Origin of the sequence: Bradyrhizobium sp. STM 3562 (assembly GCF_045571435.1) — a bacterium.
Taxonomy (GTDB): domain Bacteria; phylum Pseudomonadota; class Alphaproteobacteria; order Rhizobiales; family Xanthobacteraceae; genus Bradyrhizobium.
Window position 1 is genome coordinate 6638030 of the sequence record NZ_CP120694.1, and the last position, 23792, is coordinate 6661821.

Genomic DNA, 23792 nt, shown 5'->3' on the forward strand with positions numbered 1-23792 from the left:
CCATGGCCGCTCGCAACAGCCGCGTGCTGCACCGAAGCCTGCGCGAAACCCCGCCGCTAGCGATCGGCGGCGAGGGCGCCTGGCTGATCGCCAGGGATGGCCGACGGGTTCTCGATGCCTCGGGCGGCGCGGCTGTTTCGTGCCTGGGTCATCAGCATCCGCGCGTGCTCGACGCGATCGCGCGGCAGGCTTCAAAGCTCGCCTATGCACACACCGCGTTCTTCTCCTCCGAGCCCGCGGAGGAATTGGCCGATCTTCTCGTCGGCCACGAGCCCGGCGGCCTCGCTTGCGCCTATTTCGTCAGCGGCGGGTCGGAAGCGATCGAGGCCGGCATCAAGCTGGCGCGGCAATATTTCATCGAGCGCGGCGAGGCGCAGCGGCGCCACTTCATCGCGCGTCGACAGAGCTATCACGGCAATACGTTGGGCGCGCTCGCCGCAGGAGGCAATGCCTGGCGTCGCGAACCCTATGCACCGCTGTTGTCGTCCGCATTCAGCCACGTAACGCCGGCCTTCGCCTATCACGAGCGGCGCGACAGCGAGACGGATGCTGATTTTGTCGCACGTCTCGCGGCCGAGCTCGAAGCCGAATTCCAGCGGCTCGGACCTGAGACGGTGGCTGCCTTCATCGCCGAGCCGGTCGTCGGCGCCACCGCCGGCTGCGTGCCGGCGCCGGAGGGCTATTTTCGGCGCGTCCGCGAGATCTGCGACCGTCATGGTGCGCTCCTTGTCCTGGATGAAGTGATGTGCGGCATGGGCCGCACCGGCACGACGCATGCCTGGGAGCAGGAAGGCGTCGCGCCCGACATTCAGGCAATCGCCAAGGGACTCGGCGGCGGCTACCAGCCAATCGGCGCGATGCTCGCGCGCGGCGAGCTCGTCGAGACGATCCGCCAAGGCTCCGGCGCGTTCCAGCATGGTCACACCTATCTGGCGCATCCGCTCGCCTGCGCGGCGGCGCTCGAAGTGCAGCGCGTCATCCACGACGAAAACCTGCTGGATCAGGTCAGAGAGCGCGGCAAGCAGCTTGAACGGCGCCTGACCGAACGCTTCGGCAACCACCGCCATGTCGGAGATATCCGCGGCCGCGGCCTGTTCCAGGCCATCGAGCTGGTGGCCGATCGCGCAACAAAGGCGCCGTTCGATCCCGCGCTCAAGCTGCACCAGAAGATCAAGGCGGCCGCACTCGCGGAAGGACTTGCCTGCTATCCGGGCGGCGGGACCGTGGACGGCCGCAGCGGCGATCACGTGCTGCTGGCACCGCCCTACATTGCGACGCACGACGACATCGACATAATCGTCGACCGCCTCGGGGCCGCCGTCGACACGGCATTGCAAAGCATCAATCAATAATCAATCGCTTGAGGGGAGACGCCAATGAAGGGAACAGTGCTTATCGCTCTCGGCCTGCTCGCCGCGCCGACCTACGCGGCATCGGCTGCGACGCTGGATGCGGTCAAACAACGCGGCACGCTGGTGTGCGGCGTGAGCACCGGCTTTGCCGGCTTCTCCGCACCGGACTCGCAGGGCAATTTTAGGGGGCTCGACGTTGATTATTGTCGGGCGTTGGCCTCGGGCGTGCTCGGCGACCCCAACAAGGTCCGCTATGTCGCGCTGACCGCGCAGAACCGCTTTACCGCCCTGCAATCGGGCGAGATCGACGTGCTCTACCGCAATTCGACCCAGACATACTTGCGCGGAACGACGCTCGGCCTGCGGCAGGGTCCGATCAATTTCTACGACGGTCAGGGATTTGTGGTCCGCAAGGACGCCGGCGTGAAGGACATCAGGGCGCTCAACGGCGCCACGGTCTGCGTTGCGCAGGGCACCACGCACGAGGTGACGCTCGGCGACTATGGTCGTGCCAACAATATCGACTGGAAGCCGCTGGTGTTCGACCGTGTCGACACCATGTACCAGACCTTCTTCGGCGGCCGCTGCGATGCCATGACCCAGGACGCTTCCGCACTGGCCGGCGCAGTCGCTACCGCCGCCCCGAATGCGGCCGACTATATCGTGCTGCCGCAAACCATCAGCAAGGAGCCGCTCGGACCGTTCACGCGCAACGGCGATGAGGTGTGGAGCGACATCATCACCTGGCTGCACTACGGGCTGATCGAGGCGGAAGAGCTCGGCGTGACCCAGGCCAATGCCGAGGAGATGGCGAAGTCGAGCGCTTCGCCGGCGATCCAGCGCCTGCTGGGCACATCGGGCGATCTGGGCTCGCGGCTCGGGCTCGACAACAAATGGTTGCTGCTGGCGATCAAGGCCGGCGGCAATTACGGCGAGATCTTCGAGCGCAATGTCGGCCAGCAAGGTCCGCTGAAGCTCGAGCGCGGCCTCAACGCGCTCTGGAGCAAGGGCGGCTTGATGTACGCCCTTCCGTTCAAGTAACAGGAGCTGGCGTGGCGCCGGTTGTTGCCGCCGCGCCAGCTTGAGACGGATCCAATGCGCATCGCCCTCATTCATGCCTTAAAGCATTCGCCCGCGCCGATCGCGGCCGCCTTCGCAAGACTTTGGCCACAGGCGCGGCTGATGAACCTGCTCGACGACAGCCTGTCGGCCGATCTGGCGCAGGAGGGCCGGCTGACCGATCGCATGACCGAACGCTTTCTCACGCTCGGCCGCTACGTGGCCGGGACCGGCGCCGACGCGATCCTGTTTACCTGCTCGGCCTTCGGCCCGTGCATCGAGGCGGTGGCCCGCGCGCATGCGCCGATGCCGGTACTCAAGCCGAATGAGGCCATGATCGAGCAGGCTATCGGAAAAGGCCGCAAGATCGGCCTGCTCTCGACCTTTGCGCCGACGCTGGCGTCGATGCCGCGCGAATTCCCGGCTTCCGTGGAGATCGTGCCGAAGCTCGCCGCAGGCGCGCTGGCCGCGCTCGATCGGGGCGAGCGCGAGCAACACGATCGCCTGGTCGCGGAAGCCGCGATAGATCTGCGCGGCTGCGATGTGATCGCGCTCGCCCAATACAGCATGGCGCCCGCGGCCCCGCTGGTTGCGGAAGCCACGGGCCGGCCGGTGCTGACGACGCCGGACAGCGCGGTCGAGAAGCTGAAGCGATTGCTTACGGCTGAGCGCATCTAGCGCAGTCACCGCTCCGAGCGCGCGAGCGCGCTAAACCCGACCCGTCATTGCGAGGAGCGAAAGCAACGAAGAAATCCAGACTATATCCGCGGAGAAAGTCTGGATTGCTTCGCTTCGCTCGCAATGACGGCGGAGAGGCTGGACGCTCCCCGATTCGCTCAGCTTGGCTGATGACTCAGTGCGCGTACCCTCGCAGAAACAGTATGGCGCAAGCCTGCGCGCGCCGCATGATGTCCTCGCGGCCCGGCGGCGGCGCGTGGCCGAACATCACCGCGCGTTGCGGCTGGAAGGCGAGCATGCCGAGCAACATGCCGGCGGCTGCGTCCGCATCATCGACCGCGACGAGGCCGCGCTTGTGCTGCGCCCGCAGCCATGAGGCGAGCGTGCTTTCGGTACGCTTGATCGCCTTGTGATAAAATGTCTCCGCGACATCCGGAAACTTGTCGCTCTCTCCCAGGATCATCCGCTGAAGCGCAATCACGTCGGCATCGAGGATCAACTCGCCGCAAACCAGAAGCGCCTCGCACAAGGCGGCCTCAATGTCGGTCCCATCGCAGGCGCGCAAGCGCACGACGGAGGCGAACCGGTCGATGCGATCGGTAATCATCGCCTCGAACAGCGCCGCTTTGTTCGGAATCAAGCGGTAGAGCGTTTTCGTTGACACCCTGGCACGCCGCGCCACGCTATCCATGCTCGTTGCCGCGTAACCGTTTGAAGCGAACTCGCCGCGCGCCGCATCCAGAATGAGTGCGCGCGTCTCCTCGTCCGATCGGGCCTGCGGCCGGCCGCGGCGCACCTCCGAGACTTCCCCCTCGCTCTGCACTTTCGGCGTCCTGGTCGTCATGCCCTTCGAGCCATGCTTTTGGATGATGACTGTCATTCCATTGACAGAAGCAATATGCGATCTATTTTGGAAAACGTCAAGTTTCCTAATTTCACATCCGGCCTGGCGACACCCGATCCGGGTGTCGGGGCAAGAGGATGAACAAGAACGAGGTCGCCATGAGCCTGCAGTCCACGACTTTCGAGGCCGAACGCCAGCTCCCGGCTGGAACTGTCCAGGAGCTGGTGCCCTCTTCCTCTCCTGCCAAGGAAGCGGTTCCTCTGGCGGCCAAGACCGCGAAAGCGGGCGCGTTTCGCCGGCTGCTGATGATCGGAACCGCGGTCGCGCTGCTTGCCGGGGCATCGTGGTATGGCTGGGACTACTGGACCGTGGGCCGTTTCGAGGTTTCGACCGACGACGCCTATGTGAAGGCGGACAACACCACCATCGCGCCCAAGGTCTCCGGCTATCTCAGCGCGGTTCTGGTCGGCGATAACGAGCATGTGAAAACCGGCCAGGTGCTGGCGCGGATCGACGATCGCGACTTCAAGGTGGCGCTCGACCAGGCCAAGGCCGACGTCGCGGCGGCGCAAGCCGCGGTCGCGAGCAAGCAGGCCCAGCTCGACGTGCAGGGGGCCGTCATTGAAGCGGCCAGGGCAACGCTGGACGTCGACACCGCGGCGGAGACGTTCGCGAAGCAGGAGAACAAACGCTACACCGACCTTGCCGCCACCGGTTTCGGCAGCCTGCAAAATGCGCAAGCAGCGCAATCGCGCGACGCGAGCGCGGTCGCAGCCATCGCGCGCGACAGGGCGAATCTCGCATCCGCGATCAAGCAGCAGGAGTTGCTCAAGGCGGAGATCGCGCAAGCCGTCGCTGCGGCGGCCCGCGCCACTGCGCTTCGGCAGCAGGCCGAACTCAATCTCTCCTACACCACCATCGTGGCGCCGATCGACGGCGTCGCCGGAAATCGCACCTTGCGCACCGGCCAGTTCGTCCAGGCCGGGACGCAATTGATGTCGCTGGTCCCCTCGAGCGGCGCCTACGTGATCGCAAACTACAAGGAGACCCAGCTCACCGACGTGCATCGAGGACAGCGGGTCGATATCGAGGTCGACATGTTTCCGGGCAGGATCGTCCACGGGCATGTCGACAGCCTTGCTCCGGCGAGCGGCCAGGAGTTCGCCCTGCTGCCGCCGGACAACGCCACCGGCAATTTCACCAAAGTGGTGCAGCGCATACCCGTGAAGATCGCACTCGACAGCCCGGATGTTGAGCTGCGGCCTGGCATGTCGGTGATCCCCACCATCCAGACCAAGGCGGACACTCGCGACGTTCCGCAGCATCGGAGCGCCGAACCCAGCGTCGCGCTGCTCGCCTCGCAAAGGTGATGTCATGTCAGACCTTGCGCTCTCCACCTCGACGCCGGCGGGTGCCGCGATCCGCAACGCCTCCGCGCAGGTCACGCCGTCACCGGCGCGCGCCAGCGCCACCGTCTGGATCTCGATCCTTGCCGCCATGATCGGAGCGTTCATGGCCATCCTGAACATCCAGATCACCAATGCCTCTCTGCTCAACATCGAGGGCGGCATCGGGACGGGCGTCGACAACGGCTCGTGGATTTCCACGTCATACCTGATCGGCGAAATCGTGGTGATACCGCTCACCGACTATCTCAGCCGGGTGTTTTCCTTCCGCAACATCATCATCTCATTCGCGAGCCTGTTTGCGGCCTTCTCCGTCGCCTGTGCCTTCACCCATGACCTGCCCTCGATGATCGCGATGCGCGCACTGCAAGGTTTCTTCGGTGGCGTGCTGATCCCAATGGCGTTCACGCTTGTGTTCACCAAGCTACCGAAGCCGCAGCAGCCGATCGGGCTCGCGATGTTCTCGCTGGCCGTGACCTTCGCGCCAGCGATCGGCCCGACCATCGGCGGCTACCTCACCGAGAACTACGGCTGGCAGGCCATCTTCTTCGTCAACGTGGTGCCGACGGCCGTGATGGTCACGATGCTCTATGTCACACTCGAGCAACAGCCGCTGCAGCTCGGCCTGCTCCGCGAGGGCGACTGGTTCGGCATTGCCACCATGGCGGTCGGACTTGCCGCATTGCAGTCCGTGCTGGAGGAAGGCAACAAGGACGATTGGTTCGGCTCGCCCTTCATCGTGAAGCTGGCGATTGTCGCCGCAATCGGCCTCTCGCTTTTCATCGTCAACGAGCTCCTGGTCGAAAAGCCTCTGGTTCGCCTGCGGCTGCTGACGCAGCGCAGCTTCGGGCTGGGCACCATCGCCGCCGTCTTCCTCGGCTTCGCCCTGTTCGGCTCGGTGTATCTGCTGCCGGCGTATCTCGGACAGGTGCAGGGCTACAATGCCGAGCAGATCGGCAATGTGCTAGCCTGGACCGGGCTGCCGCAGCTCATCCTGATCCCGCTGGTGCCAAGACTGATGCAACGGATCGACATCCGCTATATCGCCTTCGCGGGCCTTGGCATCTTCGCGCTCAGCTCCTTCATGAACACGGCGATGTCGCTCGACTATTCCGGCGACCAGCTCTTCGCCCCCAATATCGTGCGCGCGGTCGGCCAGGCGCTGACGCTGGCGCCCTTGAGCGCCATCTCGCTCGGCAGCGTGGCGCCGCAGGACGCCGCCGCGGCCTCGGGTATCTCCAACATGATGCGCAACCTTGGCGGCGCGATCGGCACCGCCCTGCTCTCCACTATCGTCACCAAGCGCGAGCAGTTTCATTCCAACATCATCGGCCAGGCCGTCGACCTCGGACGTGACGAGGTGCGCGAGCGCATCGCGCGGCTGACCGATTATTTCATGGCTCACGGCGTGACCGACGCCGCCGGCGCGCATCACCAGGCGATCATCGCGCTCGGCAAGATCGTAAAGCGCCAGGCCATGGTGATGGGCTTCAGTGACACTTTTGCGGTCATCGGGATCGTGCTGGTCCTCGCCGGCATTGCCATCCTCTTGACCGGGAAGCCGAAGGGCGCGGCGGCCGGCGGCGGGCATTGAGGCGCGGCGGCCGGACCGCACGCGGGGATCGGCGGCGGGTCGGCGCCCCTCGCAGACTTAACCCGTCTTACGCCATCCTAGATTTTTTTCGTGCCCCCTCTTGAAAGCGGGAGCCTTGCTTCTAAGTGGATTTTCGCCGCCGAGCAGCGGTGCCGGGCGCCAATTTCGGGTCCGGCGAGCCAAGCGGGCGCCGGCCAGGTCTCCGACGCCCCTTCGTATCCATTTTGCTCTTAGGAGGACATGGTTATGAGGACCTACGACTTCGCTCCCCTGTGGCGTTCGACCATCGGCTTCGACCGCCTGTTCGATCTCCTCGACGACACCCAGCGGGCGACCGAGGACAACTATCCGCCCTACAATATCGAGCGGCTTGGCGAGGATCGCTACCAGATTTCGCTCGCGCTCGCCGGTTTCAACCCGGATGAGATCGCCATCACGGCGGAGCAGAATGTGCTGACGGTGGAGGGCCGCAAGGCCGACAAGGAGCAGCACGAATATCTCTATCAGGGCATTTCGGCCCGGCCGTTCAAGCGGCAATTCAACCTCGCGGATTATGTCCAGGTGAAAGGCGCGTCGTTCGACAACGGCCTCCTCCGTGTCGAACTCTTCCGCGAGATCCCCGAGGCAATGAAGCCCCGCCGTATCCCGATCGGCGACGGCGCGCCTGCCCAGCAAATCGAGCAGAAGAAGGCCGCCTAGAGCGGCTTCGGGCAATCAGCCAGCTTGGAGGGAGACGGCAATCCGGCCGTCTCCCTCCAGTAACCGATTTTCGAGAAAGGAGCAGCGAGGAATTTCGACATGAGCCAGGCTGAACGCGCATCCCACGGTCTTGATGCTCTGTTTCATTCTGTATCCCACTACGACTCACCCTCGGAGGTCCTGCTCGATCCCGAGCTTTCGGCCCCTGAGAAACGGGCCATCCTCTCGTCGTGGGCTTCCGACATGTATGCCGTGGAATCCCAACCCGCGCTGCGCAAGATTCCGGGCATCGCACGGCAAATGCGTCTTGGCGAGATTCTCTCCGCGCTGAGACAGCTCGATGGGGGAGATGAGGCGCGATCCGACGCCTCGCGCGCAACCGACATCCGTCTGCGGTCGCTTCCGCCGCTCGCGTTCAACCGGGCGCGCTGGAGCCGGGAGGCCAACGTCAGGCGGTACCGCAAGTTGCTCCGCACGCGTCTCACCGACCACGAGCGTCGGTTCGTCGAGCAGCGGCTCGCCGAAGAGCTGCAGAGCTGAAAAAGACAGGCCCGGAAGACGGTGCAGTCGCGGCAGCGCGCTCCTCGAGCATGATCCGGAAAAGTGGGAAGCGGTTTTCCGAAAAGATCATGCTCAAGCAACGATCTAAAGCGCGATGGCGCTTCAACCTAATCCCATCGCGCTTTAGTGCGCCGCCCTCGCAGCGGCCGGGTCGACCCGCCTGAGGATCAGCGCGGTCGGAATCATCGCGACGCCCACCATGGCGAGCGCCCAGAACACGTCGATATAGGCCAACAGATCGATCTGGTGCTGCAGGGTCTGGCCGACCCAGGCGACCGCCTGGCCGGCCGCATCCGAGGCGTTCGACCCTTGTGCCTCAAAGAAGCGCGTCATTGCATCGACCGTCTGTTGATAGCCGATGTCGGACGGCGCGAGATGCTCGACCAGCCGGCTCTGGTGGAATTGCTGGCGCTGCGCAAACAGCGTTTGCGCGAGCGCAACGCCCATTGAACCGCCGAGATTGCGCGCGACGTTGATCAGCGCCGACGCCTGGTTGGTCTTCTCCGGCGGCATGCCCTCGTAAGAGGCGGTCGTGACCGGCAGAAACAGCAGGGGAAGGCCGACCGCCAGATAGATGCGCGCCATCGCGGCATAACCGTAGGAGACGTCGCCGGTGAGCCCGGTGAGGTGCCACATCGAAAGCGCCGCGATCGTTGCACCGGCCATGATCAGATATTTCGGCTGCACCATTCCGATCAACTGTCCGGTGATCGGCATCATGACCATCGTCACCAGACCGCCCGGCGACAAGGCCAGCCCCGCCAGCATCGCCGTGTAACCCATGTCCGTCTGCAGGAATTGCGGCAGGATCTGCGTCGTGGCGATGACGATCGCACCGGTGCCGAGCATGAGCAGGAAGCAGCAGCCGAACTGGCGCTGGCCCAACAGACGGATGTCGACGATGGGATCGTCGTGGATCAGCTCCCAGACGACAAACGTGACGAGGCAGAACGCCGACGTCAGCGCGAAGCCCAGGATCATGCTCGATCCGAACCAGTCATTGCGCTGGCCTTCGTCGAGCACGAATTCGAGCGAGCCGAGCCCGGCCGCGATCAACAGAAAACCGACATAGTCGACGCGCAGGCCGTTCTTCAGCAGCTCTCTGCGCTCCTCCTCCGCGCCCGACGGCTCGCTGACGAGTGTTCCGACCAGAAACAGCGAGATCACGCCCATCGGCACGTTGATCAGGAACACCCAATGCCAGGAATAGGTGTCGCTGATCCAGCCGCCCAGCGTCGGGCCGATCACCGGCGCAACCACCACGGCGATGCCATAGATCGCGAATGCCTGGCCACGTTTCTCCGGCGGGAAGGAATCGGCGAGGATCGCCTGCTCGCTGGTCGCCATGCCGCCACCGCCAAGTCCCTGCAGAATGCGGAACAGCACCAGCGCCTCCAGGCTCCAGGCGAAGCCGCACAACAGCGAGGCGAAGGCGAAGGTCGCAACGCAGATCATGTAGAAGCGCTTGCGGCCGATCACGGTCGAAAGCCAGCCCGAGATCGACAACACGATCGCGTTGGCGACGAGATAGCTGGTCACGATGTAGGTGCTTTCGTCGAGACCGACCGCCAACCCGCCGGCGATGTAGCGCAGCGCGACATTGGCGATCGTCGTATCGAGCACCTCCATGAAGGTCGCGATCGAGACGACGAAGGCGATCAGATACGGATTGTGTCCACCGGCCGCCGAACGCTCCGGCGACCAGCCGCGTGATGCACCGCCGCCTTCTGCAAGGTCCGTCATCGCACTTTGGTCCAGGGCACGACCGACATGCCGGGCCCGATCGCCACGTCGCTCGGCCATTGATCGACGACGATCTTCACCGGCACGCGCTGCACCACCTTGACGTAGTTGCCAGTGGCGTTTTCGGCGGGCAGCAGGCTGAAGGCGGTGCCGGAGCCGGGCTGCACCGAATCCACATGACCGGTCAGCTTGCGGTTCGGATAAGCGTCGATGGTGAACTCGACCGGCTGGCCCGGGCGCATGTCTCTGAGCTGCGTCTCCTTATAGTTCGCGACGATCCAGACATCGTCCGGCACGAACATCATCAGGCTCTGTCCCGCGGTGGCAAAAGTTCCGACCGCGCCGGTGAGCCTCACGACACGCCCGGACTGGGCCGCCTTGACCTCGGTATATTGAAGGTTGAGCTTCGCCTGATCGAGCTGGGCCTGCGCCTGCTGCAGGTTGGCGCGTGCACTTTCGAGCTGTGCTTGAAGCGTCTTGATACCGAGTTCGGCCGCGATCAAGCCGGCCTTGGCGCGCGCGGTGTTGGCCTGCTGCGACTGCAGGTCGGACCGCGTCTGCTGCTCGCGCTGCACGGTGCCGGCACCCTTTTTCACCAGGTCCAGCGCGCGGTTCTCCTCCTGCTGCGCGAATTGCAGTTGCGCCTGGGCCTGATCGAGCTGGGCCTTGGCCTGGTTGATCTGCTCGCGCTGGCTGTCGATCTGCGCCTGGATATTGTCGATGTTGGCTTGGGCCACCGCGACCTGCGCTTGGCTCTGGTCGAGCGCGTTCTTGTAGTCGCGATCGTCGATCCGGGCCAGCAGGTCACCGGCATTGACATGCTGGTTGTCGGTCACGGGGACAGCGGTGACGTAGCCGCCGACCTTCGGCGCGACCGAAAAGCTCCGCGCGGCGATGAAGGCGTCGTCGGTCGACTCGTAGTTGCGCACCTCGAGCCAATAGGCGGTGCCGCCAATCAGCGCGGTCAGGAACAGAATAGCCGCGACGGATACGGCCATCCAGTGCTCGCGCAACCGGTCGCGCAGCGAAGGCGGCGCCTTGTCGCCCGCATCATGCGCGCCGGCGCCTGTTTTTCGATTCTGTTCTCGCGCGGGCGCCTGATCGGAACGGCGCTCAAGCTGCTCCGGCCTTTCCGCCGATGGCCCACGCTCTTTTGCGTGCGCGTCCAATTCCATCACCTCGGGCAGTGGTTGATGGCATCCCTGCACCTCAACCCCTCAGGGCCTAATTGCAACTGCGAAACATGGTTCCCGCAGAGGCGGACGATTGATCGAAATGGTGACGGAACTGCCTTCCAAAGCCGTCGTTGAGCCGCTGTCATCCCTGCAAAGCGAGCTCACACAATGTCTCAGACCGTCGGCGACTTTCTTGTTCAACGGCTGCACGAATGGGGCGTGCGGCACATGTTTGGTTATCCCGGTGACGGCATCAATGGCGTGTTCGGCGCGCTCAATCGCGCCAACGGCAAGATCCGTTTCATTCAGACCCGCCACGAGGAAATGGCCGCCTTCATGGCCTCCGCTTACGCGAAATTCACCGGACGGCTCGGCGTCTGCATCGCAACGTCGGGGCCGGGTGCGTCTCACCTCATCACCGGTCTCTACGACGCGCTGCTGGATCACCAGCCGGTGCTCGCCATCGTCGGACAACAGGCGCGCAATGCGCTGGGCGGACAATATCAGCAGGAGCTCGACCTCTGCTCGATGTTCAAGGACGTCGCAGGTGCCTATGTCGAGCAGGCCGCCTCTCCCGCCCAGGTCCGCCACCTGATCGATCGCGCCGCACGCATCGCGCTCGCGCGCCGTGCCCCGACCGCCGTCGTGCTGCCCAACGACCTCCAGGACGAGACCTACAGCGATCCGCCTCGTGCACATGGCACATTGCGGTCAGGCATCGGCTACAGCATGCCGAAGATCAGGCCGAGCGACGACGATCTCGACCGCGCCGCCGATGTCCTCAACGCAGGCAAGAAGGTTGCCATGCTGGTCGGCGCCGGCGCCCTTGGCGCCACCGACGAAGTCATCGCGGTTGCCGATTGCCTCGCCGCCGGTTGCGCCAAGGCGCTGCTGGGCAAGGCAGTGCTGCCGGACGATCTGCCCTGGGTCACCGGCTCCATCGGCCTGCTCGGAACCGAGCCGAGCTGGAAGCTGATGACCGAATGCGACACGCTGCTGATGATCGGCTCCGGATTCCCCTATTCGGAATTCCTGCCGAAGGAAGGCCAGGCCCGCGGCGTGCAGATCGACATCGATGCCGGCATGCTGTCGATCCGCTACCCCATGGAAGTGGGACTCGTCGGCGACACCGCGGAAACCCTGCGCGCGCTGTTGCCGCGACTGAAGCAGAAATCCGACCGTGGCTGGCGCGACGGCATCGAAGCCGGCCTCAAGGACTGGTGGAAGACGCTCGAGGAACGCGCGAAGCAGCCTGCCAACCCGGTCAATCCGCAGCGTGTGGCCTGGGAATTGTCGCCGCTGCTCCCGGACCGCGCGGTCATCACCAGCGACTCCGGCTCATGCGCGAACTGGTACGCCCGCGACCTGAAAATGCGGCGCGGCATGAAGGCGTCGCTCTCCGGCGGGCTCGCCTCGATGGGCGCGGCCGTTCCTTACGCGATCGCCGCCAAGTTCGCCAATCCCGACCGCCCCGTGATCGCGCTCGTCGGCGATGGCGCCATGCAGATGAACAACATGGCCGAGCTGATCACGGTGGCCAAATACTGGCGCGACTGGCCGGATCGCCGCTGGATCGTCTGCGTCTTCAACAATGAAGATCTCAACCAGGTCACCTGGGAGCAGCGGGTCATGAACGGCGACCCCAAGTTCGAGGCATCGCAGACGATCCCGAATGTTCCTTATTCGCGCTTTGCCGAGATGATCGGACTGCGCGGCATCTACGTCGACAATCCCGACTCGCTCGCCTCGGCCTGGCAGCAGGCGCTGGCAAGCGACGCTCCGGTGGTTCTCGAAGTCAAGACCGATCCGGAAGTGCCGCCGCTGCCGCCGCACATCAAGTTCGAGCAGGCGAAGGCATTCTCGACCGCGTTGCTGAAGGGCGACCCGAACGAGGCAAGCGTCATCAAGGGGACCGCGCGACAGGTGCTTGAATCGGTATTGCCCGGCAAAAAGTGAAGCGAGAAGCAGTAGGGAAGCTGGAGATGACCGGCGCGAAAGTGCCGGTCATCTCGTCTCTTCATTCCGTTTTTGCAAGCGTTGCGCGCATCTTCCGCACCTGCTCTGCGGTGACCGCGGGCGCGTGAGCGAAATGACTGCGCACGTAGGTCGCAACCGCCGCGACCTGCTCGTCGTCAAGCTGCCAGCCGAAGGCCGGCATGCCGGGTCCGGTCGGTTCGCGGTCGGTGGCGACGGTTGGTGTTCCCTGCAGGATCACACGCAACACCGTGGTGGGATCCGGCGTCGCAACGGTGGCGGCATCCGAGAGCCTCGGAAACAGGTGCGGGATTCCCTGGCCGTCCTGGCGATGGCAGGCCGCGCAGAGATCCTGGAAGATCGCGCCGCCCGCGGTGAGCACGTTCTGGTCGACCGAGCCCGGCCCCGGAGACGCCGCGCCCTGAATGTCCTTCAGATACACCGCCATCGCGCGCACGTCCTCCTCGGTCATGTTCGAAGTCGAGAGCTGAACGACCTCCGCCATCAGGCCGGCGGCGGCGGCGTATTTGTTATGGCCGGTTTTCAGATATTCGGCGATGTCATCGACCGACCAATCGCCGAGCGGCCCCTGTCCGCTGGTGATGTCGGGGGCGACCCAGCCCTGCAAGGTGTAACCGCGCAGCGCGTCCGAACTCTTGTCTCCGCCGAGCAGAGTCTTCGGCGTATGACAAGCCCCGCAATGCGCCGGTCCTTCCACGAGATAGGCGCCGCGATTCCACTCCGCCGATTTCGAAGGGTCGGGGCGGAACTCGCCGGGTTTGAAATAGAGCCGGTCCCACACGATCATGGAGGAGCGCAGATCGAACGGGAACGGCAGTGTGTCCGATGTTACCGCATTGTGGACCGGCGGGACCGTGCTGAGATAGGCGCGGATAGCTTTCACGTCCTCGCGCGACATGCGGCTGTAGTAGGGAAACGGCATTGCGGGGTAGAGCCGCGCCCCACCGCGCTGCCGCCCTCCCCGCACTGCGGCGTCGAATTCCTCGTCGGTCCAGGTGCCGATGCCTGTGTCGCGGTCCGGCGTGATGTTCGGGGAAACCAGATTGCCGAACGGCGTCTCAATCGGCCGTCCACCGGCAAAAGGCTGATTGCTGCCTGGAACGGTGTGACAACTGGCGCAATCCGCCGCATTGGCGAGATAGCGGCCGCGCTCGATCTCAGCAAAATCCTGCAGGCTGGCGCTGCGGCTCGCGCCGACAGTTGCGGTCAGCGCAAACAAGGCGATCGCAATCGTCGACCGCTTACGCATTGATCAACTGCCCGGGATTTTTCAGATAGTGGGTGCGAACGGCATTCGCCGCCCAGAAGGCAAGTGCCGCGAGCGTGCCGGTCGGATTGTAGCCGGCGTTTTGCGGGAAACCGCTGGCGCCGGTCACGAACAGGTTTGGCACATCCCAGCACTGCAGATAGCGGTTGATGGCGCTGGTGTTGCGATCGGTGCCCATGACGGCACCGCCGCACAGATGGGTCGTTTGATATTGCGTGACGTCGTAAGGACCCTTGCGATAGTGCTTGACCACCTGCTTGGCGCCCATCGCCTGGAAGATTTCCGCAAATTTATCGGTCAGGAAGGCGTTCTGCTTGATCTCGTTGTCATGGAAATCCATCGTGATGCGCGCCAGCGGCCGGCCGAAGCGATCCTTGTAGGTGGGATCGAGATCCATGTAGACGTCGCGATAGCTATACATGCTGCCATGCACGCCGGTGCCCGGCTTCAGCGCGCTCAGGTAATTTTCCTTGACCGCCTTCTTCCACGCAGCCCCCCAGCGCGGCGTGCCCGGCGGCACCGGCGTGGTCTCGATAGGGCGGCCGTTGGTCTGCACCTGGCCCATGTAAGCGCCGCCGACGAAGCCGTGCGGCCCGTGATCGAAATTGTCGCCGTTGAACTCGTCGATACACATCCCGATCGCGCCGGATGCGATGAAGGGGTTGAAGATGAACTTGCCGGGCTCGAAGAAGCTGTCGACGCTCGAGATCGTCTGGTGAGAGAAATTACGCCCGATCACGCCGGTGTTGGCGACAGGATCGTAGGGCTTGCCGATGCCCGAGAGCAGCAAGAGTTGGACGTTGAAGATCGTATAGGCCGAGAGAATGACGAGATCGGCCGGCTGCTCCCATTCGTTGCCCTCGGCATCGACGAAGGTGACGCCGGTGGCGCGCTTGCCGGTGCTATCGAGGTTGATGCGCGTGACCTCGCTGTTGTCGCGCGCCGAAAAGGTCGGCTTGCGCAGCAGCGCCGGCAGGATCGTCGTCTGGGGCGATGCCTTGGAATAATTGCCGCAGCCGAACCATTCGCAGAAGCCGCAGAAGGTGCACGGGCCAAGCCGGACGCCGAGCGGATTTTGATAGGGTCGGGACAGATTTCCCGAGGGCTGCGGAAACGGCTTATAGCCGAGATCACGCGCCGCCTTGGCGAAGAGCGTGTGGCTGAACGGCTGATCCTGGGCCGGCGTGGGATAGGGGCGCGAGCGCGGGCCCTCAAAAGGATTGCCGCCGTCGATGATCTTGCCCTTGATATTGCCGGCCTGCCCCGATGTGCCACAAAGATATTCGAAGCGGTCGTAATAGGGCTCGATCTCGTCGTAAGTGACGCCCCAATCCTGAATGGTCATATCCTCAGGCAGAAAGCCTGCGCCATAGCGCTGAGTCAGATGCGTGCGCAGCTCGAAGTCGGACGGCAGGAACCGCCAGGTTTCGGCGTTCCAATGCACGCCACCGCCTCCGACGCCGTTGGGCGGCATGAACGCGCCCCAGGTGCGGATCGGCAGCGCCGTCTGATTCATCTTGTTGCGAAACGTGAACGTGGTCTGCTCGGGACGCAGGAAGAGCTCGTGGCGAATCCTGTAGCGCAGTTCGTCGGGCGCGAAGTTGGGTGGGAAATCGGTCGGCGTGTTGCGCCATGGACCGCGCTCGATCGCGACCACCTCGAGCCCCGCATCGGCGAGTTCGTAGGCCATGATGGACCCGGTCCAGCCGAGTCCTATGATTGCCACGTCCTTTGCCGGCAGCTTGCGGGCCATTGCAGCATTCAGCCTTTGCGTGGAGTCCAGTCGCTTCGCCCGCCGATGCTGACGGGCGGATAAGGATAGCGCTCGTTGTGGCGGTTGACCCAATCACGGTAATCGTAACGAATTCCGGGAAATCCAATCATCTTCCAGCCGACCATGTCGCGATTGCCGCCATGGATCGGATCGGAGAAAAACCCTTCGGGAACATTTTGCAGAAGCGCGCTGAAGAAGCCCTCCGCATCGACCTCCTCGAACTTGATCTTGCCGGCTTCGATTTGCTTCAGGACATCATCCTGCTCGTCGCTGGAAAGGTCCGCAAATGCCTTGCCGCCGCGGTTGGTCCTGCAATACGCGTCGAGCGCGGCCAATCCCTTGCGGTACAGTTCGGCGGGCGTCAGCGAGGACTGCGGGCCCTGCTCTTTCGTGCCCTTGACGAAGGGCCCGCGCATGTAGAGCCCTTCGGACGATCCATACGGTCCCTTCAATTGCCGGTCGATGAAGACCGCGCATCCCGCGTCTTTTCCACCAGGCGTCTCCGGATCGGGCGGAATGATGCGATCGACGATCGCTTCCATCGCCTTCGCCTCGTCCGCGGTAAAGAATTGCCACGGGCCCGGCCGTTCCATGTGCGGTGCCGATGACGGGAAAGGCTCCCAAGGCATGTCAGTGCTGATGATGGTCGCGCGCGTCAGCGACGTTCCGGCAAGCCAAATCGCTGTCGAGACCAGGAATTTGCGGCGATGGATCATGCGGCGGCCCTATGACCCTCAACGCGAGGCAAGGTACAATGGTTCCTACGGGCGGAATGGCGCCGCTATCTCTATATGTTGATTAAAGCGATGCCGAGATCGGCACGCTTCTTGCGGCGCAGATATTGCACCGTTTCCCTGATGGTGACTTCAAGCGTCGGCCGCACCACACCCGACATCAAGTGGCCGCCGCGGACGCGGCCGTCCCGCAATCCCAGCACGGCATGAAGATGCAGGCTTGCCTTGCCGTCATCACCTTCCGCAACATCGCCCAGGAGACTGAGAACCTCGCATTGCTCGTCGACGGTGATCGGCCTGTAAGTCCTGGCTTCGAGATCGAACCATCCGAGGTCGGCCTGCTCAAACGCTCCGATGGCCGCGACGGACGCACCCGTGATGCGCTCCTTGTTCGCGAAATCCGCAATGGTCTTGAATGCCTCCTCACCCTGGTCAAGGATCAGGACAAATACCCGTTCGGGCCCCTCGACAACGGATTCAGCGCGCATCTTGGAATCCCAAAGCCGAATTGACCGACGCTAACGAAAGCACGGTCGCGCAGTTCCTACTTAGTGCGAGGCGGAAGATCATGTCGATCTGTTTCGCCGCAGCGGAAACGCGATTTCGCAGCGGTAGCCGCTCGGCTCAAAGGCCTGCGTCACCTCGGCGCCGAGATCGTATTGCAACATCTGCTGCAGCAGGATCGAACCGAACCCTTCTCGTGTCTGTTTCACGGGCCGGCCTGCCATTCCACTCTCTTTCCAGTGCAGGCACAGCCACTCGCTATCGGCCCGCTGCTGCGTCCACCAATTGACCTCGATGCGTCCGCGCTGCGCGGTGAAGGCGCCGTGCTTGACCGCGTTGGTTGCGAGTTCGTGGATCGCCAGCCCAATGTTCTCGGCGGCCTTGGGATTTAAGTGCACCTGAGGTCCGCTCAGCTCGAATTGCTCGCCCTCGCGGGCCGCGCAGGCGCACAATTCGTCAGAGAGCAACGCGGCGAGATCGAAGCCGGCAAGCGGATCGCGGGCGACCGCGAGCTGGACGCGCGATATCGCGCCGATTCGTCCATCCAAATGGTTGGCGAAATCCTCGGTGGTCTCGCTGGTTTCCGCGGTGCGACGCACGATGGATCGAATCACGGCCAACGTATTGCGTGTCCGGTGCTGCAATTCGCTCAAGAGCCGCGCGTTCTGATCTTCATCGACTCTACTCGGCGCGACGTTCGGGCCATCGCTGCTGATACGCCGTATGGTTTCCTGCGCGCGTTGGGCCTCATTTGCGTCCGGCATCAGTGCCGCGAGTTCGGGGTGTTCACGCAGCAGGGCCGTAATGTCGGGCTCGTAGCCGAGATCGGGGTGCGTTTCGCTCCAGTAATGGATCATACGAATGAAAGCGAGCAGCACGGTGAGCAGTTCGAGCTTGGTATCGCCCCAGGCGTTACGAATGGCGAGCCGAGCCCGCTCGGACTGGCGGGGCGCAACGAACAAGACGCTCGCCGCGTCGAACAGATCAGCCTCCATCTGCGAGCGCGGAGCCGGACTTTCCGCGGGCTGACGCAGCGCTTCCAAGCGCACCAGAGCCTGGTCGAGTGTTCCCGCATTCGGCAGGGGACGGGCCAAGAGCTCGCCGGCCTCTTGCAGGGTTTCCGGCGCCGCCCTTGCGTCGCCTGCGGGTCGTCCCTTCCCCAGCAGAAAGCCGATGTGCCGCGCGAGGCAGTACGGCACTCCGCAGAAGCGGGAGAGATGGACGAACAAACGCTCCTTCAGCAGCGACGGCAAGGGATTGTCGAGATAGGCGGATTTGCCAAAGATCCATATCTCTTCGATCAGGCCGGGCGCTGCAGGCGCGGAACGGAAAAGATTCGGCAGCAGGCCAAAGCGGTCGGCGACTTCACGTTCGAACGCCGCTCTGCTAACGGTCTCGCCGTTCACCATCATCGGCCGTTCTTTCTCGGCGGCTCAATCCCCGGTCGCACCGAGGCGCCATCAGTCGTTAGCATCAAGCTGGCGTCCCTCGCGTTCCAGATGCAGGTAGTTGGCATTGAACAGGCCTGCATTCATCAGCCGCTCAAGGTTGGGCACGACCAGCGTCTTTCCCTTGAGCACAATGAGTCCAGTCGAGCGTAGTTCCTGCAGCGTGCGATTGACATGCACCTTCGAAAGCCCGGTGGCATCGGCGAGATCCGCCTGGGTCAGAGGAAACTCGCAACTGTCCTCGTGCGTGAGCCCGGCCACCCTCAACCGAAAGAACAACTCGCACAATAGATGCGCCATCCGCTCGGACGCGGTGCGCTGGCCGAGATTCATGGTCCACTCGCGTTGGATTGCCGCGTTGACCAGGCTCTCCCACCACAACGCGGCGATGATGCGCGGATAGCGCGTGCTGATCTCGTCAAAGAACTCGCGCGACAGGTCAGCGATGTTGACCGACGTTATAGTGCCGATCGAGTGGTCCATTTCTCGCAGGATGAAAATGTTGAGATCGCAAAGATCGCCCGGCAGGAAGAAGGAGACCACCTGCCGGCGCCCGTCCTCGAGCTGCTTGTAGCGGCAGGCCCACCCCGAAAGAACCAAGTGAACGTCCTTCGGCCTGTCTCCCTCCCGCGCGATGTCGACACGCGGCCCGAACTTGCGGACGCGCTCGGACCCTGCGCGATCGAGGATGGCTCGATCGGCCTCGGAGAGCCGCGCGAAATGTTCCAATTTTCGAATAAGTGAACTCAAGGGTCGTCTCCCCAAGCGTTAATCCAGCGCGTGGGGAACCAAATTCAATAACCTATGTTAGTCCCCGCGATTGAAGTTCCCTGGTTCTATGAATTCCGTGGTTAGATCCTGCATGGGCAATGCGACTGAAGGCGTGCTCGCCGGACGGCGGATCCTCGTCGTGGAGGACGAGTATTTCCTCGCCGATGATTTGAAGCGCCTGCTGGTCCAAGAGCGCGCGCAGGTGCTTGGACCCGTACCCACATTGGCCCAAGGGCTTTGCACGATCGAGGCGGAGTCGCAAATCGATTGCGCCGTCCTCGACATTGGTCTCGGTGGAGACAACGTGTTCGCCATCTGCAGCGCGCTGGCCGAACGGGACATCCCTTTCCTCTTTGCCACCGGCTTCGGGCGTCCGCACATTCCCAGCGAGTTTGAAAATATCTTGCGGCTGGAGAAACCGATTGAGCCGACAGGATTGATCGCTGCGCTGCGCGCGTTGGTCTAACCCTCGCAAGCCAGAGCCGCGGCTTCGCCCCAGTTCCCTCGCGCGGTCATTTCTGCGCCGGAACGAAAGCATGTCTGTCGTGTTGGCCAGCGGGCAATGATCAGGAGAAGGAGGACAACATGAAGCTGGTAGGCAAGACCCTTGCAAGCGCGGCAGCGGTTGCGGGGTTGCTGGCCATCTCGAGCGTAAGCGCGTCAGCCGCGATCGCCTGCAGCGGCAACGTGTGCTGGCACACGCATGAAACCTATCGCTATCCGCCGGATGCGAGGGTCATCATCCATGATGATGATTGGCGGTGGGGCCCCAACGAGCATTACGTTTTCCGCGAGCATGAGGGCCGTGGCTATTGGCGTGGCGATAATTGGGAATCCTGGTAAGGCTCCCTTACGCGAAAGCCTTCGAGGAGGCCGCCCATCGGCGGCCTTTTTCATTCGCGAGCCCAGACTGACGGCTCCGGCGTGAAGCGCCGGAGCCGTCGTCTTTGGATGCAACCGGCGTCCGGGAGGATGAAGCCGGTTGCGCAAAGACGACGTTGCGCGGCGGCGATCGTTCCTAGCGGCGCCCGTTGTCCGTCGTCGAGCTTTGTGGGCGACCTCTCGTCCATCGAGCGGTCTCAAGACCGACGAGACAGTCGCGATGAGTGCTCTCGAAGCGGCGCGTCGCCAATCTCGCATTCCCGATGCGCCGGCGCACAAGCCCGCCATCAGGCCACTGGCACGCCATAATAGGCGTTGAGCGCCCTGTTCCTCGCGGCATCGCTCCAGTTCCAATCGCTGCCCTCGCTATACTTCGGCGCGCCGCGCAACTGCTGCTCGGTGATGCCGGTGACATAGCCGCCAAGCCGCGTATCGTATTTGAGCGACTGCCATGGCAGGGGATAATGATCGTTTCCAAGCCCCAGAAAACCGCCGAACCCGAGCACCGCGTAAGACACCCTCCCGCTGACCTTGTCGATCATCACTCGTTCGATCGCGCCGATCCTGCTGTCGTCGGCGCCGTACACGGCGGTCCCCTCGACCTTGTCGCTGCCGATCAGATTGCCGGTTTCGCGTTCGTCGATACTCATTGCAGCCTCCATGCAAATCATTGATTCGAGCAACGAGGCGCAGTGCCGCCGGTTCCGGGCCGCTTTCACGATCATCGCATGAATTTAGGAACCAATGCTTGTTGGGCGGAGTTCGCGGTTCGCGAGAGACCGGAAATCCGGAAGACTGTCATGTCCGCCTGGTTCAACGACCACGACGCTCCTCTGCTATTGGAGGAGGCGGTCCAGATCGCGTTCAACTTCCTCGCGCGTTCCGGCGAAATCGACGATCCTGCGGAAGCGGTCGGCTTCCTGGCGGACAAGGTCCAATTCATGATCGGCCAGGGTCAGCGCAACAAACTCGCATTGGCCAACCGGGCCATTGCCGCCTTTCAACGCTACCGCCAAGCTCGCACCATAGAATTATCACTGCTGTTCGGTCAGGGTCGCCTGCCCTAATACGCTCAGCCCGTCGGGGCATCTCCGCTTTCGTCCGCCGTCATGCCGGATCCGGGCGTCTTCTCAGCATCATTCAATTTTGGATCGCGCGTCGCTTCGCGCGAGACCGACTTTTGCGGATTGGCCTTGTGGACCGTCTGCGCGCGCTTCTTGTCAGCCGGCTGTTCTTCCGCCTTATCGCGGACAATTCCTTGACCGGATTTCTTCATCGCTTCGCCTTTTCCTCGATGACTCTCTAATGAATGATCTCGAGCGGTAGTCGAAAGACCTCTTCGCCATCCTCGTTGGTGACGAGAATGAAATAGTGCCGGCCTTTCAACTCGGGCCGCTCGTCCAATATCCGCCGCGCGATGTCATCCGCGGAGTCCAGCGCCTCGATGTCGTCATGCAGCTCTGCGCCGCCCTCATCCAGGATGGTCTTTGTATTCACGAGATCGAAATGATAGAGCGGCATTCTCTCCTCCCTGACCCCGGCGACGTTCTCTTGATTGGCCGCTTTGATCGGAACTGCGCCATCGCACCTGAGAGAGAAGGCGGCGCCGGAAGTCCTATGCTTACGCTGCACGCCGGCAAACGTTCCCGCACCTACCCCTGTCATAGGTTAACGACGGATACCTCCGGAGTGCCTAGCATGCCCGGCTATCAATCACGCCGGGTACAACCTATGCAAAAAAAGAAGAGAAACAGGTCTCGGCCCACCGAGTCTTTCGAAATGCGCCTGGAGAGATACGCGGACAACGCGCGGGCGACCGCGCGTCGGATGCCTCCGGGGAAAGAGCGCGACGCGCTGATGAAGAAGGCGGTGCAGGTCGACAACGTGCTGGCCGTCACCGAATGGCTAGCAACGCGGAATGATCAAAGCTCGAAATAAAGGCAAGAAGAACGGGGAGATGATCGAAGACAGGATTGATCAAACACGCTGACCTACATGAGGCTTGCACTGGATCGCGTTCTACGAAAACGCGGCGAATGGCGAAATCCACGGCGGTCCAGGCGTATCGCAAGAGAGACCATCAAATCTGCAGGCAGCGAGCAAGCGGCGCTGAGCAAATCGACCGCCGCCCATCGTACCAGAGCACCACGATCAACAGCTTCTTTTGGCGCTCCGCGCGCCAAAGTGCGTCATCGCGGCGTGAGCCGCGTCACGTTTTTGCTTCGCAGCAATCTGCCGACCTTTACGTCTGCAACCGAAACGTTCGGCGGCTTAGCCTGTTGATCCCCTCAACAGATGGAGAAGCGAATGGCACGCAGCGCGTATCCCTCAGTGTCCCGCCGACAGGTCGTGGGCGGCGGCGCGACGTTGGCGGCTGCTTCCGCTCTTTCTCCAAGCGCGAAGGGAGACCAAGGAATGGCCGCCCAGGAACTCAGCAATCCAACCGACAAATACCCGAAGCCGCCGTTCAAGCGACAGTCACAGCCGTGGCCCGGCCTCGCCAGCCAGATGGATCCGCGCCCCGACCATGGCGAATACAGCTACCGCGGCTCCGGCCGGCTGGCCGGCCGCAAGGCGCTGATCACCGGCGGCGATTCCGGAATGGGACGCGCCGCCGCGATTGCCTTTGCGCGCGAGGGAGCCGACGTCGCCATCAACTATTACCCGACCGAAGAGCCGGATGCCCAGGAGGTGATCGCATTGATCCGCGCCGAAGAGCGCAATGGCCTCGCCATTCCCGGCGACATCAGGGCTGAGCAATTCTGCCAGGAACTGGTGCGGCGTGCGGTCGACGGGCTCGGCGGCCTCGACATCGTCGTCAACAATGCTGCCCGGCAGCAGGCGCGCGCGTCGATCCTCGATCTCACGACCGAGGATTTCGATGCGACGATGAAGACCAACATCTACGCGCCCTTCTGGATTATCAAAGCGGCGCTGCCGCACCTGAAGCCCGGCTCCGTGATCATCGGCACGACATCCGAGCAGGCCTATGATCCGTCACCTGATATCTACGACTACGCGCAGACCAAGGCTGCCACGATGAACTACGTCAAGTCCCTCGCCAAGCAGCTCGGCCCTAAGGGCATCCGCGTCAATGGCGTGGCGCCGGGGCCGATCTGGACACCGCTGCAGGTGTCCGGAGGCGCTCCAATGGAGAAGCTGGAAAAATTCGGCGGTCAGACGCCGCTCGGGCGTCCGGGGCAACCCGCCGAGCTTGGCTCGATCTATGTGCAGCTCGCCGCGGCCGATGCGAGCTACGCCAACGGCCAAATTTACGGCTCGGCCGGCGGCTCCGGTCAGCCCTGA

25 protein-coding genes are annotated in these 23792 nt (G+C 63.3%); 13 read left to right on the forward strand and 12 right to left on the reverse strand.

Features of this window, described 5'->3' with window-relative positions; genetic code table 11:
• Positions 1-2 precede the first annotated feature (2 nt).
• The 3 genes from P6U23_RS30555 to P6U23_RS30565 are packed head-to-tail and all read left to right on the forward strand — an operon-like array spanning position 3 to position 3089.
• Positions 3-1352, forward strand: coding sequence for an aspartate aminotransferase family protein (locus P6U23_RS30555; RefSeq protein WP_407176093.1), 1350 nt, complete (start codon positions 3-5; stop codon positions 1350-1352).
• Positions 1353-1376: 24 nt separating this feature from the next.
• The gene (locus P6U23_RS30560) at positions 1377-2393 is read left to right on the forward strand and encodes an amino acid ABC transporter substrate-binding protein (protein WP_407176094.1); all 1017 of its coding nucleotides are present in this window, start codon (positions 1377-1379) and stop codon (positions 2391-2393) included.
• A gap of 54 nt (positions 2394-2447) precedes the next feature.
• Positions 2448-3089 carry an aspartate/glutamate racemase family protein gene (locus P6U23_RS30565; protein ID WP_407176095.1) on the forward strand — a complete coding sequence of 214 codons (642 nt, stop codon included), beginning with the start codon at positions 2448-2450 and terminating at the stop codon, positions 3087-3089.
• 175 nt (positions 3090-3264) lie between these two features.
• Here the strand turns inward: P6U23_RS30565 and P6U23_RS30570 are convergent, their stop codons facing one another.
• A complete protein-coding gene (locus P6U23_RS30570) occupies positions 3265-3969 on the reverse strand; it encodes a TetR/AcrR family transcriptional regulator (RefSeq protein ID WP_407176096.1) in 705 nt (234 codons plus the stop codon).
• A 101-nt stretch (positions 3970-4070) separates the two neighbouring features.
• On the opposite strand from P6U23_RS30570, the gene P6U23_RS30575 reads away from it, so the two are divergent.
• The 4 genes from P6U23_RS30575 (at position 4071) to P6U23_RS30590 (ending at position 8172) form a co-directional block, all read left to right on the forward strand.
• Positions 4071-5303 (forward strand): HlyD family secretion protein, encoded by a 1233-nt coding sequence (locus tag P6U23_RS30575; RefSeq protein ID WP_407176097.1) that lies wholly within the window; start codon positions 4071-4073, stop codon positions 5301-5303.
• A 4-nt stretch (positions 5304-5307) separates the two neighbouring features.
• On the forward strand, positions 5308-6933 hold the full coding sequence (locus tag P6U23_RS30580; RefSeq protein ID WP_407176098.1) for a DHA2 family efflux MFS transporter permease subunit: 1626 nt from the start codon (positions 5308-5310) through the stop codon (positions 6931-6933).
• Between the two features lie 246 nt (positions 6934-7179).
• Positions 7180-7632 carry an Hsp20 family protein gene (locus P6U23_RS30585; protein ID WP_407176099.1) on the forward strand — a complete coding sequence of 151 codons (453 nt, stop codon included), beginning with the start codon at positions 7180-7182 and terminating at the stop codon, positions 7630-7632.
• A gap of 99 nt (positions 7633-7731) precedes the next feature.
• Positions 7732-8172, forward strand: a complete 441-nt coding sequence (locus P6U23_RS30590) for a hypothetical protein (protein WP_407176100.1) — start codon at positions 7732-7734, stop codon at positions 8170-8172.
• Positions 8173-8316: 144 nt separating this feature from the next.
• Here P6U23_RS30590 and P6U23_RS30595 read toward each other — a convergent pair whose 3' ends face one another.
• Together P6U23_RS30595 and P6U23_RS30600 are read right to left on the reverse strand one after the other, a co-directional pair.
• Complete coding sequence (locus P6U23_RS30595; protein ID WP_407176101.1) at positions 8317-9936, reverse strand: DHA2 family efflux MFS transporter permease subunit; 1620 nt, start codon at positions 9934-9936, stop codon at positions 8317-8319.
• Positions 9933-11105 (reverse strand): HlyD family secretion protein, encoded by a 1173-nt coding sequence (locus P6U23_RS30600; protein WP_407176102.1) that lies wholly within the window; start codon positions 11103-11105, stop codon positions 9933-9935. The genes P6U23_RS30595 and P6U23_RS30600 overlap by 4 nt, the downstream gene beginning before the upstream one ends.
• A gap of 174 nt (positions 11106-11279) precedes the next feature.
• On the opposite strand from P6U23_RS30600, the gene P6U23_RS30605 reads away from it, so the two are divergent.
• Positions 11280-13067, forward strand: coding sequence for a thiamine pyrophosphate-requiring protein (locus P6U23_RS30605; protein ID WP_407176103.1), 1788 nt, complete (start codon positions 11280-11282; stop codon positions 13065-13067).
• A 61-nt stretch (positions 13068-13128) separates the two neighbouring features.
• Here the strand turns inward: P6U23_RS30605 and P6U23_RS30610 are convergent, their stop codons facing one another.
• The 6 genes from P6U23_RS30610 to P6U23_RS30635 all read right to left on the reverse strand — a co-directional run bounded on the left by P6U23_RS30610 (position 13129) and on the right by P6U23_RS30635 (position 19583).
• Positions 13129-14355 carry a c-type cytochrome gene (locus P6U23_RS30610; RefSeq protein ID WP_407176104.1) on the reverse strand — a complete coding sequence of 409 codons (1227 nt, stop codon included), beginning with the start codon at positions 14353-14355 and terminating at the stop codon, positions 13129-13131.
• Complete coding sequence (locus P6U23_RS30615; RefSeq protein ID WP_407176105.1) at positions 14348-16126, reverse strand: GMC family oxidoreductase; 1779 nt, start codon at positions 16124-16126, stop codon at positions 14348-14350. Before P6U23_RS30615 ends, P6U23_RS30610 begins: the two co-directional genes overlap by 8 nt.
• Positions 16127-16134: 8 nt before the next feature.
• On the reverse strand, positions 16135-16863 hold the full coding sequence (locus P6U23_RS30620) for a gluconate 2-dehydrogenase subunit 3 family protein (protein WP_407176106.1): 729 nt from the start codon (positions 16861-16863) through the stop codon (positions 16135-16137).
• Positions 16864-16934: 71 nt separating this feature from the next.
• Positions 16935-17369, reverse strand: a complete 435-nt coding sequence (locus tag P6U23_RS30625; protein ID WP_407176107.1) for a PPC domain-containing DNA-binding protein — start codon at positions 17367-17369, stop codon at positions 16935-16937.
• 78 nt (positions 17370-17447) lie between these two features.
• Complete coding sequence (locus P6U23_RS30630; RefSeq protein WP_407176108.1) at positions 17448-18797, reverse strand: sensor histidine kinase; 1350 nt, start codon at positions 18795-18797, stop codon at positions 17448-17450.
• 48 nt (positions 18798-18845) lie between these two features.
• On the reverse strand, positions 18846-19583 hold the full coding sequence (locus P6U23_RS30635; RefSeq protein WP_407176109.1) for a Crp/Fnr family transcriptional regulator: 738 nt from the start codon (positions 19581-19583) through the stop codon (positions 18846-18848).
• Between the two features lie 160 nt (positions 19584-19743).
• On the opposite strand from P6U23_RS30635, the gene P6U23_RS30640 reads away from it, so the two are divergent.
• Entirely contained in the window at positions 19744-20070 is a 327-nt protein-coding gene (locus P6U23_RS30640) for a response regulator (protein WP_407176110.1), read from the forward strand.
• A 119-nt stretch (positions 20071-20189) separates the two neighbouring features.
• On the forward strand, positions 20190-20447 hold the full coding sequence (locus P6U23_RS30645) for a hypothetical protein (RefSeq protein ID WP_407176111.1): 258 nt from the start codon (positions 20190-20192) through the stop codon (positions 20445-20447).
• A 326-nt stretch (positions 20448-20773) separates the two neighbouring features.
• Here the strand turns inward: P6U23_RS30645 and P6U23_RS30650 are convergent, their stop codons facing one another.
• Positions 20774-21136: a PRC-barrel domain-containing protein gene (locus tag P6U23_RS30650; protein WP_407176112.1), complete on the reverse strand. Its 363-nt coding sequence runs from the start codon at positions 21134-21136 to the stop codon at positions 20774-20776.
• A 150-nt stretch (positions 21137-21286) separates the two neighbouring features.
• Here P6U23_RS30650 and P6U23_RS30655 point away from each other — a divergent pair, with 150 nt between their 5' ends.
• Complete coding sequence (locus P6U23_RS30655; protein WP_407176113.1) at positions 21287-21553, forward strand: hypothetical protein; 267 nt, start codon at positions 21287-21289, stop codon at positions 21551-21553.
• A 5-nt stretch (positions 21554-21558) separates the two neighbouring features.
• Here P6U23_RS30655 and P6U23_RS30660 read toward each other — a convergent pair whose 3' ends face one another.
• On the reverse strand, positions 21559-21762 hold the full coding sequence (locus P6U23_RS30660) for a hypothetical protein (protein ID WP_407176114.1): 204 nt from the start codon (positions 21760-21762) through the stop codon (positions 21559-21561).
• 26 nt (positions 21763-21788) lie between these two features.
• Positions 21789-22007, reverse strand: coding sequence for a DUF6894 family protein (locus tag P6U23_RS30665; protein WP_024507829.1), 219 nt, complete (start codon positions 22005-22007; stop codon positions 21789-21791).
• Positions 22008-22184: 177 nt separating this feature from the next.
• Here P6U23_RS30665 and P6U23_RS30670 point away from each other — a divergent pair, with 177 nt between their 5' ends.
• Both P6U23_RS30670 and P6U23_RS30675 read left to right on the forward strand, forming a co-directional pair.
• A complete protein-coding gene (locus P6U23_RS30670) occupies positions 22185-22424 on the forward strand; it encodes a hypothetical protein (RefSeq protein ID WP_407176115.1) in 240 nt (79 codons plus the stop codon).
• Between the two features lie 477 nt (positions 22425-22901).
• The gene (locus P6U23_RS30675) at positions 22902-23792 is read left to right on the forward strand and encodes an SDR family oxidoreductase (RefSeq protein WP_407176116.1); all 891 of its coding nucleotides are present in this window, start codon (positions 22902-22904) and stop codon (positions 23790-23792) included.